At 40.3% G+C, this 13,178-nt stretch carries 13 protein-coding genes; 3 read left to right on the top strand and 10 right to left on the bottom strand.

Annotated features, from left to right (window positions below; genetic code table 11):
* Positions 1 to 2 precede the first annotated feature (2 nt).
* From sdhA to sdhC, 3 genes are read right to left on the bottom strand one after another with little or no spacing between them, the layout of a single operon-like run.
* Entirely contained in the window at positions 3 to 1,775 is a 1,773-nt protein-coding gene (sdhA, locus tag L1267_RS10200) for a succinate dehydrogenase flavoprotein subunit (protein WP_135924757.1), read from the bottom strand.
* Positions 1,776 to 2,123 carry a succinate dehydrogenase, hydrophobic membrane anchor protein gene (sdhD, locus tag L1267_RS10195; protein WP_235382753.1) on the bottom strand — a complete coding sequence of 116 codons (348 nt, stop codon included), beginning with the start codon at positions 2,121 to 2,123 and terminating at the stop codon, positions 1,776 to 1,778.
* Positions 2,114 to 2,491: a succinate dehydrogenase, cytochrome b556 subunit gene (gene sdhC / locus L1267_RS10190; protein ID WP_075593614.1), complete on the bottom strand. Its 378-nt coding sequence runs from the start codon at positions 2,489 to 2,491 to the stop codon at positions 2,114 to 2,116. The genes sdhD and sdhC overlap by 10 nt, the downstream gene beginning before the upstream one ends.
* Before the next feature lie 408 nt (positions 2,492 to 2,899).
* Here sdhC and L1267_RS10185 point away from each other — a divergent pair, with 408 nt between their 5' ends.
* The 3 genes from L1267_RS10185 (at position 2,900) to L1267_RS10175 (ending at position 5,939) form a co-directional block, all read left to right on the top strand.
* Positions 2,900 to 4,186, top strand: coding sequence for a citrate synthase (locus tag L1267_RS10185; RefSeq protein ID WP_135924762.1), 1,287 nt, complete (start codon positions 2,900 to 2,902; stop codon positions 4,184 to 4,186).
* Positions 4,187 to 4,297: 111 nt separating this feature from the next.
* The gene (locus L1267_RS10180) at positions 4,298 to 5,512 is read left to right on the top strand and encodes an aminotransferase class V-fold PLP-dependent enzyme (protein WP_235382752.1); all 1,215 of its coding nucleotides are present in this window, start codon (positions 4,298 to 4,300) and stop codon (positions 5,510 to 5,512) included.
* A gap of 13 nt (positions 5,513 to 5,525) precedes the next feature.
* Positions 5,526 to 5,939: a SufE family protein gene (locus tag L1267_RS10175; RefSeq protein WP_135924768.1), complete on the top strand. Its 414-nt coding sequence runs from the start codon at positions 5,526 to 5,528 to the stop codon at positions 5,937 to 5,939.
* A 3-nt stretch (positions 5,940 to 5,942) separates the two neighbouring features.
* Here L1267_RS10175 and tcdA read toward each other — a convergent pair whose 3' ends face one another.
* From tcdA to L1267_RS10140, 7 genes are read right to left on the bottom strand one after another with little or no spacing between them, the layout of a single operon-like run.
* The gene (gene tcdA, locus L1267_RS10170; RefSeq protein ID WP_054561573.1) at positions 5,943 to 6,737 is read right to left on the bottom strand and encodes a tRNA cyclic N6-threonylcarbamoyladenosine(37) synthase TcdA; all 795 of its coding nucleotides are present in this window, start codon (positions 6,735 to 6,737) and stop codon (positions 5,943 to 5,945) included.
* Positions 6,738 to 7,412, bottom strand: a complete 675-nt coding sequence (locus L1267_RS10165; RefSeq protein WP_138557567.1) for a TIGR01621 family pseudouridine synthase — start codon at positions 7,410 to 7,412, stop codon at positions 6,738 to 6,740.
* A 3-nt stretch (positions 7,413 to 7,415) separates the two neighbouring features.
* A complete protein-coding gene (gene kdsB, locus L1267_RS10160) occupies positions 7,416 to 8,171 on the bottom strand; it encodes a 3-deoxy-manno-octulosonate cytidylyltransferase (protein WP_235382751.1) in 756 nt (251 codons plus the stop codon).
* On the bottom strand, positions 8,159 to 8,356 hold the full coding sequence (locus L1267_RS10155) for a Trm112 family protein (protein ID WP_036968654.1): 198 nt from the start codon (positions 8,354 to 8,356) through the stop codon (positions 8,159 to 8,161). The genes kdsB and L1267_RS10155 overlap by 13 nt, the downstream gene beginning before the upstream one ends.
* Positions 8,346 to 9,323, bottom strand: a complete 978-nt coding sequence (gene lpxK, locus L1267_RS10150) for a tetraacyldisaccharide 4'-kinase (protein WP_235382750.1) — start codon at positions 9,321 to 9,323, stop codon at positions 8,346 to 8,348. The genes L1267_RS10155 and lpxK overlap by 11 nt, the downstream gene beginning before the upstream one ends.
* Positions 9,323 to 11,065: a lipid A export permease/ATP-binding protein MsbA gene (msbA, locus tag L1267_RS10145; RefSeq protein WP_235382749.1), complete on the bottom strand. Its 1,743-nt coding sequence runs from the start codon at positions 11,063 to 11,065 to the stop codon at positions 9,323 to 9,325. Before msbA ends, lpxK begins: the two co-directional genes overlap by 1 nt.
* 59 nt (positions 11,066 to 11,124) lie before the next feature.
* Positions 11,125 to 13,008 (bottom strand): DNA internalization-related competence protein ComEC/Rec2, encoded by a 1,884-nt coding sequence (locus L1267_RS10140; protein WP_235382748.1) that lies wholly within the window; start codon positions 13,006 to 13,008, stop codon positions 11,125 to 11,127.
* Positions 13,009 to 13,178 lie beyond the last annotated feature (170 nt).

The raw sequence follows: 13,178 nt of genomic DNA, 5'->3' as shown, positions 1-13,178 counted from the left end.
TCCTAGTATGTACGTGCTTTAGGTGGGAAAGCTTCACGCAGTTTCGGCGCGTAGTTTACTTCACGTTTTGTCATTTCATCTGTAACTGGGTTAAAGATAGAGTGACATAACCAGTTATCGTCATCACGATCTGGGAAGTCAAAACGAGAATGTGCACCACGGCTTTCTGTACGGAAGTTTGCAGCTACTGCAGTTGAGTAAGCTGTTTCCATTAAGTTGTCTAACTCTAGACATTCGATACGCGCAGTGTTGAACTCTGTTGACTTGTCGTCAAGACGAGCATACTGCAGACGTTCACGAATTTCTTTAAGCTCTTTAAGACCTGTAGCCATTGCATCACCTTCACGGAACACCGAGAAGTTAAGCTGCATACACATTTGTAGGTCTTTCTTGATTTGAACTGGGTCTTCACCTTGGCCAGCTTTAGAGCTTTCCCAACGGTTGAAGCGCGCAAGTGATGCTTCAAGGTCTGATTCAGACGCATCTTTACCTGCTTCAACACCATTTAGGTATTTACCTAAGAAGTTACCAGCTGCACGTCCGAACACAACTAAGTCAAGAAGTGAGTTACCACCTAGGCGGTTAGCACCGTGTACAGATACACAGGCAATTTCACCCACAGCGAATAAACCTTCAACTACTTTCTCTTGACCATTTGCATCGATTTGTAATGCTTGACCATTTACGTTAGTTGGTACACCACCCATCATGTAGTGACATGTTGGAATTACTGGAATTGGTTCTTTAGCTGGGTCAACGTGTGCGAATGTTTTCGCAAGGTCACATACACCAGGAAGACGTAAATTAAGCGTCTCTTCACCTAAGTGGTCAAGTTTAAGCTTGATATGTGGACCGTAAGGACCATCGCAACCACGACCTTCACGGATCTCAGTCATCATTGAACGAGCAACAACGTCACGAGATGCTAAGTCTTTAGCATTTGGCGCGTAACGTTCCATGAAGCGTTCGCCGTCTTTGTTTAGAAGGTAACCACCTTCACCACGACAACCTTCAGTTACTAGTACACCAGCGCCTGCGATACCTGTTGGGTGGAATTGCCACATTTCCATATCTTGCAATGCAACACCAGCACGGGTTGCCATACCAACGCCGTCACCTGTATTGATGTGTGCGTTAGTTGTTGATGCGTAGATACGACCTGCACCACCTGTTGCTAAAACAACGGCTTTTGATTTGAAGTAAACAACTTGGCCTGATTCAATGTCGATTGCTGTACAACCAACAACATGACCATCGCTGTTTTTAACTAAATCTAGTGCATACCACTCTGAAAATACGTTTGTTTTGTTTTTAACGTTTTGCTGGTAAAGACAGTGTAACAGTGCGTGACCAGTACGGTCAGCTGCTGCTGCAGTACGTGCTGCTTGTTCACCACCAAAGTTTTTCGACTGACCGCCGAAAGGACGTTGATAAACACGGCCATTTTCAAAACGAGAAAATGGTAAGCCCATGTTTTCTAATTCAGTAATAGCTTCTGGGCCTGTTTTACACATATATTCGATAGCGTCTTGGTCACCGATAAAATCAGAACCTTTAACAGTATCGTACATGTGCCATTCCCAGTTATCTTCATGCGAGTTACCTAACGCAACAGTAATGCCGCCTTGTGCTGACACAGTGTGAGAACGTGTAGGGAAAACTTTAGAGATAAGTGCACAGGTTTTGCCTGATTCAGTAATAGCAAGTGCTGCGCGCATACCCGCGCCGCCTGCACCAATTACTACTGCGTCAAATTCACGAACAGAATAATTCACTTAAACACCCCATAAAACGATTAGACCAATTGCTACGTAAGCAACGGCCATAAGGTTTAATACAAAGCCTAAAACAGCACGTAATTTCGCATTTTTGACATAGTCAGTTAGAACTTGCCAAAGACCGATACGGGTGTGAACCATAATGCAAACAAGGGCAATTAGTGTAGACCCTTTCATTGCTAGATTAGAGAATAGGCCTTGCCAGGCTTCAAAAGTGACTTCTGGTGTACATAAAAAATAGCCGATAATAAAAATCGCATATGCGCTGATTATTAATGCTGTTGTACGAAGTGATACAAAATCTTGTACACCATCACGTTTAAGAGTTGCTTGATTTAAAACCATATCCACACTCCTGCTAGAATTGCAGCTACAACACCTAAAGCCATCGCAACTTTAGCGCTGAAGTTACCTGATTCAAGTTCTTCCCAGTGACCCATATCCATAATGATGTGACGAACACCACCGATTAGGTGATATGCCAACACAGAAATGGTACCCCACGCTATGAATTTGGCAATGAATCCGCTGAACAGACCCTTGACGAATTCAAAACCTTCTGGAGAAGAAAGAGACTCAGACCAAGCCCAAATGACAAACGTTAAAGCAAAAAATAGTGCCACACCGGTGACGCGGTGAAGAATTGATGCTTTAGCCGTTGCCGGCATAGATATAGTTGTTAGATCTAGATTTACAGGTCTTTGCTTTTTCACAGTTACTTGCCCATCTTGCCCACTTAGGAGCTCATCTACTTGTTTTTCTAAACCCATCAAAATGAATTTCGATGGAACTATCTAAGTAAACCGTGTTGATACACAAAAAGTTCACACTTATGCAAAACTTAAATGTAAAAATAAAGTTTACCTACAGACAATACGGTATAAAACCTTGGATAGTATATATAGCCAAAGGTCTTTTTACAATTCTTGTTTAGTAAGAGTCGTTTGCGAATTAGCCAATGGTATAATATTTAATCCTGGCAGAATATTTATTATCCATTTATGCATAATGTTTATAAAAATTGACTTTACACCCCTCTTTCACGTTAAAATGAAAAGAATGTGCTTAAACAGATTCAGAACATAACAATCAGAGTTGTTATCTTAATAGGAGATAAATAGATGGCGGATAATAAAGCCACGGTCCATATTGATGGTCTTGATCCAATCGAACTTCCAATTTACCAAGGCACTGCTGGCCAAGACGTAATCGACGTACGTACGTTAGGTTCTCATGGCTACTTCACTTACGACCCAGGTTTCATGTCGACCGGTTCTTGTGAATCTTCAATCACTTATATCGACGGCGGTAAAGGTGTATTACTACACCGTGGTTACCCAATTGAGCAACTAGCTGATGAGTCTAACTACATCGAAGTTTGCTACTTACTGTTAAACGGCGAATTACCAACTAAAGAACAATACGATGAGTTTGCAAAAGAAATCACGCATAGCACTATGCTTGATACTAAAATCGCAAACTTCTTCCAAGGTTTCCGTTTTGATGCTCACCCTATGGCGATGCTATGTGGTGTTGTAGGTGCTTTATCTTCTTTCTATCACGAAGATTTAGACATCACTGATGCAACACAACGTAAAACTAGTGCAATCAAACTAATTGCTAAGTTACCAACAATCGCTGCTATGGCTTACAAATACAACGTAGGTCAACCGTTTGTACACCCGCGTAACGACTTAAGCTTCGCTGAAAACTTCTTACACATGATGTTCTCAGTACCTGCTGAAGAATATAAAGTTAGCCCTGTTCTTGCTAAAGCAATGGATAAAATCTTCATGCTTCACGCAGACCACGAGCAAAACGCTTCAACGTCAACTGTACGTTTAGCTGGTTCATCAGGTGCAAACCCTTACGCGTGTATCGCGGCTGGTATCGCATCTTTATGGGGTCCTGCGCACGGTGGTGCTAACGAAGCATGTCTTAACATGTTAGAAGAAATCGGTTCAGTAGACCGTATCGACGAATACGTTGCTAAAGCAAAAGATAAGTCAGATCCATTCCGTCTTATGGGCTTCGGTCACCGTGTATACAAAAACTTCGATCCACGTGCGACAGTAATGCGTCAAACATGTCACGAAGTACTAGCTGAGCTAAACATTCAAGATCCACTTCTTGATATCGCAATGAAGCTTGAGCAAATTGCACTAGAAGACCCATACTTCGTTGAGAAGAAACTTTACCCTAACGTAGACTTCTACTCAGGTATCATCTTAAAAGCTATCGGTATTCCAACAAGCATGTTCACTGTAATCTTTGCAATGTCACGTACTGTTGGTTGGATCTCTCACTGGGATGAGATGCTTTCTCAACCTGGTCACAAGATCAGCCGTCCTCGTCAGTTATACACTGGTGAAACTTCACGCGATTACGTACCAACAGACAAGCGTTAATACGAATTTGCGTTTAAAAAAGGCCGCTATGCGGCCTTTTTTGTTGCCCTGCACTTGTCTATTTGTGCAAAGTAATTAAAATCGTCGCATTCTCGTAGCTTAAGGCCTTCCATGTTCGATATTGCAAAAATACGCGCTGACTTTCCATTACTGAATGAAACGGTTAATGAGCAGCCTCTGGTGTATTTAGACTCAGCAGCGACCTCACAAAAGCCACAAGCAGTTATTGATGCCCTTGCCCGTTTTTATAGTCATGAGAATGCCAATGTACATCGTGGCCGTCATACACTCAGTGAAAACGCGACCCGCCAATATGAACACACCAGAACGCTACTTGCAGATTATTTTTCTGTTAAAGCCAATGAGTTAGTGTGGACCAAAGGAGCGACTGAATCTATTAATTTAATCGCAAATGGTCTGGCTTCGCGGCTTAAACCAGGCGATAAAATTGCTATCTCTGCGATTGAACATCACGCCAACATAGTGCCATGGCAACAACTAGCAAAGCGTACTGGTGCAGAACTGATTATTTTACCTATTGAAGATGACTTGGTCATTGATAGCGTAAGGTGCAGTGAGTTTATAAAACTGTATCAGCCTAAGATAGTTGCTGTTACTCATGCATCAAATACATTAGGTAATATCACTGATTTAGCGCCTATCATTACAGCATGTAAAGCCATTAATGCTATTTCTGTGATTGATGGTGCGCAGGCTGCGATGCATTTACGCCCTAATCTACAAGAAATTTCTTGTGACTTTTACGTATTTTCTGCCCACAAAATGCTCGGGCCTACAGGTCTGGGTGGTCTTTATGGACGTTTCGAGCTGTTAAATTCGCTCGATGTTTATCAAACCGGTGGCGAAATGATCGAAACAGTGAGCCTCACGCAAAGCACTTTTCGGGATGCACCGGGTAAATTTGAAGCAGGAACACCTAATATTGCGGGTGTAATCGCCTTTAGTGAGGCAATAAAGTATTTAACATCGTTAGATTTTCAGCAAATGCGTCAACATGAGCATACAGTTTTTGACTATGCGATAAAACAATTATCAGCTATTGATGGTATTAATATCTATTCAAACCAAATACATAACATTGGTAACATTAGTTTTAATTATCGCGATGAACATCCCTTCGATTTAGCCACTCTGCTTGATGGGTTTGGTGTGGCCGTGCGCAGTGGCCACCATTGCACACAACCTATAATGAGCCATTTGCACATTCCTGGTACAGTAAGAGCAAGCTTTGCGTTATATAACAATAAAGATGATGTAGATGCGTTTATTGATGCTCTTAAAAACAGTATTGAGTTATTAGATTAAATTTGGATAAGTTATGAATTCAACGTTTGAAGCCGTTAGTAAAAACATTGAAACAGCTGCAGGTTGGCAGCAAAAATACCGCCAGATAATGCTATTAGGTAAGCAATTACCAGTTATGCCAGAAGTGCTTAAAGTAGATGATGCCCTAGTTAAAGGCTGCGAAAGTAAAGTGTGGCTATATATCGACTTTGATCATACAGAAAATAGCCTTGTTTTAGCTGGTGATTCAGATACCCGTATCGTTAAAGGACTATTGGCTTTAATTTTAGCCTTATACAATGGTCTAACACCGGAACAAGCAGCACAAATAAATGCCTATGATGAATTTGAACGACTCGGTCTAATTAGCCATTTAAGCCCTTCTCGCGGCAATGGCATCAAAGCCATGGTTGATAAAATTCAAACCATGGCTGAGCAAAACCGCTAAATGTTATAAAGAACGCTGTTTTTTATCTAAATATTTTCTGATTGCTTTGGCTGCGACAAAAAAGCCAAAGCTTCCTGTTACCATTGTGGCTGAGCCAAAACCATTGTTACAATCCATATTCATTGAACCATCTGCGCCTTGTTTTGCTTGGCAAACTTCGCCTTCAGAGGTTGGATATACAAGCTGTTCAGTTGAATAAACACAATCTACGTTAAATTTACGCTTTGGATTGCTACTAAAGTTGTACTGTTTTCGCAAAATATACCGTACTTTTGCAAGCAAAGGATCATGGGTTGTCTTAGCTACATCACCAAAGCTAATTTGGCTCGGATCAGTTTGCCCGCCTGCGCCACCGGTTGTAATAACGGGTAATTTTATACGCTTACAATGTGCAATTAACGCTGCCTTTTCTTTCACTGCATCAATACAATCAATCACATAATCAAAGCCTTGAATATGCTCACGAATGTTATCTAGCGTTATAAAGTCATCAATAACATTAATTTTGATATCTGGGTTTATCAGCTCACAACGTGTTTTCATCGCTTCAACTTTTGCTTCACCTACGGTGCCAGTCAAAGCATGGATTTGACGATTAACATTAGTTGCACAAATATCATCAAGATCTATTAAGGTTAGTTGTCCTACACCCGTGCGAGCTAGCGCTTCAGCGGCCCAACTACCTACACCACCAATACCAATGACACAAAAATGTGCTTGTTGTAACCAATCAAATTGCTGATGACCATATAAACGTTTAATGCCACCAAAACGGATGTCTTGTGTTGTTTCTTTCATTTACCAATCCAACGTCCAAGGAGCTGTCCACTCTTTGAATTCGTCTGAGTTAAAAACTTCATTGAGATGAGCACCCAAAGTGTAATCGCATCGATACTCTTTAAGCTGCCCTTTATAGCTAAATTGTAGTGCATAAGCATGCAAATTTGTGCGCTCGTCTTTACTTCCTGCATACGTGCTATCACCAAGAATTGGCGCACCCAAGCTTTTCATCGCGACTCTTAGTTGATGTGTTTTACCCGAAAAAGGTTTTAATAGGTAGGCACGTAGCCCTGGACGAATACTTTTTGAATAAAAGCGGGTAACAGCCGGGTTGGTTTGGCTTTTTAGCAATTTAAAAGCGCCCCGACGACTTTTTTCCATATCCCCTTTTATCCAACCTTGTTTCTTCTTTGGTTTTGCATCACTGAGTGCAAGATAAAATTTATGCACTTGATGGGCACTGAATAGTGCAGTGAACTCTGCTGCTGCTTCTTTGTGACGGGCTAAAATAATTAAACCCGAGGTGACTTTATCAAGGCGATGTACAGGATATAGTTTTTCGTTTACAAGTTGCTCTGCAAGTACAACAAAACCAGCACATTCTTCACTATGAAAGCTTACACCTGCTGGTTTATAAAATACAAAAAAGTCATCTTCACTTGCATGAAGATGAACTGTATTTACATCGTGCATTGGTTATTTACTCAGCACTGCAATGACGCGGGCTAAGTCCTCTGGCGTGTCTACACCTGCTTGTGGAGCACATAATGCCTTAGCTATTTTGATTTTATAACCATGATAAAGCACACGAAGCTGCTCTAGAGATTCAAGGACTTCTAACGGAGATTCTGGCAGCTCAATATATTGAGTAATAAAACCTGCTCGGTAAGCATAAATACCAATATGGCGGGCATAATCATCAAGATTGATTTTATCAGTTTGATTACTCATCATCGCATCACGATGATAAGGAATGGTTGCACGCGAAAAATACACTGCATTGTTGTGCGCATCGCTAACCACTTTTACACAATTAGGGTTAAATATATCGTCGATATCATCAATACTTGTGCTCAATGTTGCCATAGGCGCGTCAGAATCAGCGAGCAGTTTAGCCACTTGCGAGACATTTTCACTAGCTAATAAAGGCTCATCACCTTGCACGTTAACGACAATGGTATCACTTTCAAGTTGGAGTTGTTCAACCACTTCAGCTAAACGTTCTGTCCCTGATTGATGATCTTCACGCGTCATTAGAACATTACTTGTAAACTCACTAACAGCGTCAAATACTGCTTGATGATCGGTGGCAACATAAACGTGTGATGCGCCTGAAGCAACTGCTTTTTCATAAACATGTTGGATCATTGGCTTACCACATATATCAGCAAGTGGTTTAGCTGGTAAACGTGTCGATGCGTAACGTGCAGGAATTACAACTACGAATTCCACTTATCAACCTCTTCTTGGCTTAGTTCACGTGCTTCATTTTCTAAAAGCACTGGGATATCGTCTTTGATTGGATAAGCAAGTTTCGCTGCTGTACTAATCAGCTCTTGATTTTCTTTATCAAGACGTAATTTACCCTTACACACTGGACAGGCGATAATTTCAAGTAATTTTGTATCAAAGGCCATTGAGGATCCCTTTTTGTTTTAATAATAAATTTAGTTTTTCGATAACCGTTGTTGTCGGCTTTGCATCCACAGGCAAATAATACCAATTTGGCTTGGCAAAGCTAAAGCATTTAACTGCATCTTTTTCTGTCATAAAAACAGCGTCATCACCAAACATAGTAAAGTCACTTGCTTGGTAGGCATAGTGATCGCGAAAATGATGAGTCGATAGCAAGTTAATGCCTTGCTGCTCAAGACTTATCTCAAAGCGTTTGGGGTTACCAATAGCACTGACTGCATGGCCTTTATCTTGAACTGAATTGGCGAGTGTTGAATCACTCACGGTTCGAAATGGGCTCGATGCTAAATCATAGCGGCTTTGTGCATTGCCGCCATTTTCTATGACTAAATCAACCGATTTTAAGCGCGCTTTGGTTTCACGAAGTGGACCTGCTGGCATTAATAAACCGTTACCAAACTGGCGCTCACTATCAACAATACAGCATTCAATATCTCGGGCCATTTTGTAATGTTGCATACCATCATCAGAAATGATGACATCAATATCGTGCTGTTCTAATTTTTTAATACTGGCTTGACGGTCAGGTCCAACCATAACAACACAACCTAAACGACGTCTAATAAGTACAGGTTCGTCACCCGCTTGTGTTGTAGTCGTCTCATCAGTAACTAACAATGGATACGAGTCAGACTGACCACCATAACCACGACTGATCACCGCCACTTTTAAACCTTGTTGTTTTAAGAACTCAGCAAGCCATATTACAAATGGCGTTTTGCCGTTGCCACCCACACTTATGTTACCAACCACTATAACAGGTACATGCGCTTTAAAAGCCTTCAGAATATTAAGCTTGTATAGCAATACACGAAGCGTTGAGATTAGCCAAAAAAGCACACTCAAAGGTAAGAGTAAAACACTGAGTAAACCTGGTCTTTTATACCAGCTTTTTTCAATAACACTCACTACTGCTCACCAAATTGCATTTTACAAAGAGCGGAATAGGTGCCGTCTTTTTCAAGCAGCTCGCTATGCGTGCCCTTTTCGATAACCTGACCATGATCAATAACATAAATACAATCACTGTTCTCTATTGTTGATAAACGGTGTGCTATCACAATTGATGTTTTTTCTTTCATTAAGCTATCAAGTGCATGCTGGATCAGCTTTTCAGACTCAGTATCGAGAGCTGATGTCGCCTCATCGAGAATTAAAATAGGTGCATCTTTTAAAATGGCACGTGCAATCGCGATACGTTGACGCTGACCGCCAGATAACATCACGCCGTTTTCACCCACCATGGTATTTAAACCTTCTGGCAAGTCTTTAACAAATTCACAAACATGGGCTTGTTTGGCAACCGCCATTAACTCTTCATTACTGAGTTCACGTTCAAGGCCATAGCATATGTTATTTGCAATAGTATCGTTAAATAACACCACTTGCTGTGAAACCAATGCAAATTGCTTACGAAGATCCGTTAGCTTGTAATCAGCGATATTGACACCATCGAGTAAAATTTCACTTTCACCTTCTAGCTCATAGTAACGTGGCAATAAATTTGAAATGGTCGATTTACCAGAGCCAGAGCGCCCCACTAATGCAATGCTTTCGCCGGCATTAATCGTTAGCGACAAGTTTTTCAAAACTGGTTCATCTTTAGTTGGGTATTTGAAAGTAACGTTGTTTATTTCAATGTGCCCTGTCACTTTATCAATACTATAGGTGCCAGTGTCTTTTTCTACATCTTCATCAAGTACCAAAAAGATACTTTGTGCTGCAGAAATACCACGTTGTAAGTCACTATTTACATTTGAAAGTTGCTTAAGTGGACGTAATAACATCATCATTGATGATATTAGTAATACGAAATCACCAGAGCTGATTGTGTCTATCATTGATGGCATTGACACGACCCATAAAATCACTGCCATTGCGCTCGCAGCTAAGATCTGAATAACCGAAACACTTAACGCCTTTGTTGCATCCATTTTAATACGTTGCTGACGATTATGGTTATTGATCGCTGAAAACTGAGCAATCTCTTGCTGCTGACCACCAAATCCGTGGATTACTTTATGCCCAGAGAGCATCTGCTCTGAACTACGAGTAACTTGCCCCATCGCTGATTGAATTTTTTTAGAGATCATCCGAAAGCGTTTCGATACAAAGGCAACAATCACTGCCACCAGCGGAATAATAACCAAGAAAATCAGCGATAACTTCCAACTTGTATAAAACATATTGAAAAGTAAAAAAACAACAAACGCCCCTTCTCTCACCACAATTAACAGCGCTTTAGTAATTGCCTGTTGTACTTGCTCTGTATCGAAAGTGATTTTAGAAATTAAATCACCATTAGAATTTTTGTCATGAAAAGACACAGGTAAATGTAATATATGTTCGAATAATTGTTGGCGAAGAGTTCTAACAACTTGGGAGCCAACATAACTCAAGCAGTAAGATGACATGTAATTAAACATGCCTCGACCAAGCACTAATGCGATAACAACGAATGGTGCATAAGTTAATACATCAGTATTACGAGCATTTAAGCCTTCATCAATAAAAGGTTTCATTAAATTGATAAACAGTGCATCCATGGCAGAATAGCCAACCATGCCAACAATGGCGAAAAACGCGATTAATTTATAATCACCCACATAACTGATTAATCGCTTATAAATTTGGGATGTAGTTTGATCCATAACACTCTCTTATTCATAGACTTCGACTATTGTAGCCTTATGGGGGTAAAAACAAAACGTCAATCTTGTTCGAACCAGTAACTTTCATGCTCGCGAGCTGATTCAACTAAAAAGGTATCGTTATAGAATTTGATTCTAATATGGCCACTGTCTGCTGTACTTAACTGCGCTATATCACGGTCTTGATAACGTTTTACAACCTCAGGGTGAGGAAACTGCCACTGCCCTTGGTATGCACTTGAGTGGATAACCAGTTTAGGCCGCACCTGCTCAATAAACGCCTGACTTGACGATGTATTACTACCGTGATGAGGGCTGACGAGTACTGTCGCTTGCAGGTCTGGGAGCCTGGTAATGAGTTGTTGCTCTGCTTCAGCAGAAATATCGCCGGTTAATAACACACTATACTCACCCGACTTTACCCTCAAAATGCAAGATTGATCATTGTTATTATCACCAGGCATACTAAAGCTAGTTAAGCTAACATTGCCGATTTTTAAAAGCTTTGGCTCACAACGAGCATTCACGCCATGCGGATGAAAATACTTTAACGTCTCTCCAAAGCCATTTTCATTCCACGAGTGAAGACCTCCAATGTGGTCATTATCTTGATGACTTACTATAGTGGCAATCACCTCAAGCTTAAGCGCATTTATGTTTGCTAATAAAACTGACTGAATATAGTCATATCGACCAAAATAACGTGGCCCTAAATCATAGACAACCGCCTTATTTTCTTCGCTGAGCATCACCATTAAGCCATGACCAACGTCAAATACATCTAACTGAAAAGTGCTTTTCGGCGACAAAAGCCAATCAAAAGTTACAATCAATACAGGAATAATGGTAAATGCTCGATAAGGATAACAAAGAAACAATAACAGAGTGCTGTAAATCAAAACTAAGGTATTGAACTCAACAAATGCGAACTCAAGCCAGCGCCATTGTTTTGGGACTAACATTATCGATTGATAAAGGTAATTTAAAACAAAATCTAAGCCATATAAAAGTAGCGATAAATCTAAAAGTAAGGATAAAAAACTGTACAAAACTAAGAATGGTAAAACAATGACACTAATTATTGGCACAGCGACTAAATTTACCAGCAAGCCAATCGTACTTACGCCATCAAAGTAAAACAGTGACAATGGCAACAGGCCTATAAATAACGCTAATTGTATTAAGCCAAGCTGTATAACACGTCTGTAAAAACCTAAGTTTTTGCCAAGAGAGCTTCGAATAACAAGAAAAATAATAGCAACAGCAATAAAACTAAAATACAAACCGGGGTTTAATAACGTAAATGGATCAATAATCAGCACTAGTGTAAGAGCATAAAGAATTGTTCGCCATCGCAATGGATTCTTATTTAAGATGTAGATAAATAGCAAACAGCCTAACATCAACAATGCGCGCACTGCTGACACGGCAAAACCACTTAGATATACATAGGTAACTGCAAAACAAAAACCTATCAGCATAAACCAACTATTAATCTGACGGGTTTGAGACACAGGTATTCGCATTATACGGGTGATATATTTACTAAAGTAAAAGCCGATTGCATATACAAGCCCGATGTGTAGTCCTGAGATTGCCAAGAGATGGCTTATACCTAATTCACGTAGTTGTTGTTTATTTTGTTGCGATATTTTGCTTTTATCGCCAGTTAGCAAAGCATAGTAAAGCCATTGTAATTGGCTGCCAGTAGTTATAGTCGATATATAATTGCGATATACCTCAGTACTAGTAGGTTTACCAGTCTGATTTTCTATCTGTATTTTAGAAACTGTGCGCCCTTTATAAAAAAGTCTTTGTCTAAACGCATGTCGTTCACGATCAAAACTATTATAATTTTTTACGCTTCTAAACGGCTTAAGCTTTATTTGCGCACTCACTTCATCACCAACCATCAGTTTTTGCGCTGTGCTAACACTAATCATTGCTAAAGGTGGTTTTAATTTAGAGAGACTGCCCCCCTGTATGCTTTTCAAGCTTGCTTTAACGTAGAAAGGAGACTGGGCTGAGTGTATTGAAATCACTTGAAAATTAGCAATTACTGGTTTTTTAGGTCTTAAGTCGCATTCGCTTTGAGAATAAAAGACTAAGTAAT

Origin of the sequence: Pseudoalteromonas sp. OFAV1, assembly GCF_021532595.1 — a bacterium.
Classification (GTDB): domain Bacteria; phylum Pseudomonadota; class Gammaproteobacteria; order Enterobacterales; family Alteromonadaceae; genus Pseudoalteromonas; species Pseudoalteromonas lipolytica_C.
Note: the sequence above shows the minus strand (reverse complement) of the source record. Positions and strands in the feature narration are given on the sequence as shown.

What these genes read in the sequence shown, in the direction of transcription:
- L1267_RS10140 (WP_235382748.1), bottom strand. Translation starts at nt 13,008, where the DNA reads ATGATTAGTGTTAGCACAGCGCAAAAACTGATGGTTGGTGATGAAGTG.
- L1267_RS10175 (WP_135924768.1), top strand. Translation starts at nt 5,526, where the DNA reads ATGAATTCAACGTTTGAAGCCGTTAGTAAAAACATTGAAACAGCTGCA.
- L1267_RS10165 (WP_138557567.1), bottom strand. Translation starts at nt 7,412, where the DNA reads ATGCACGATGTAAATACAGTTCATCTTCATGCAAGTGAAGATGACTTT.
- L1267_RS10155 (WP_036968654.1), bottom strand. Translation starts at nt 8,356, where the DNA reads ATGGCCTTTGATACAAAATTACTTGAAATTATCGCCTGTCCAGTGTGT.
- sdhD (WP_235382753.1), bottom strand. Translation starts at nt 2,123, where the DNA reads ATGGTTTTAAATCAAGCAACTCTTAAACGTGATGGTGTACAAGATTTT.
- L1267_RS10180 (WP_235382752.1), top strand. Translation starts at nt 4,298, where the DNA reads ATGTTCGATATTGCAAAAATACGCGCTGACTTTCCATTACTGAATGAA.
- L1267_RS10185 (WP_135924762.1), top strand. Translation starts at nt 2,900, where the DNA reads ATGGCGGATAATAAAGCCACGGTCCATATTGATGGTCTTGATCCAATC.
- tcdA (WP_054561573.1), bottom strand. Translation starts at nt 6,737, where the DNA reads ATGAAAGAAACAACACAAGACATCCGTTTTGGTGGCATTAAACGTTTA.
- msbA (WP_235382749.1), bottom strand. Translation starts at nt 11,065, where the DNA reads ATGGATCAAACTACATCCCAAATTTATAAGCGATTAATCAGTTATGTG.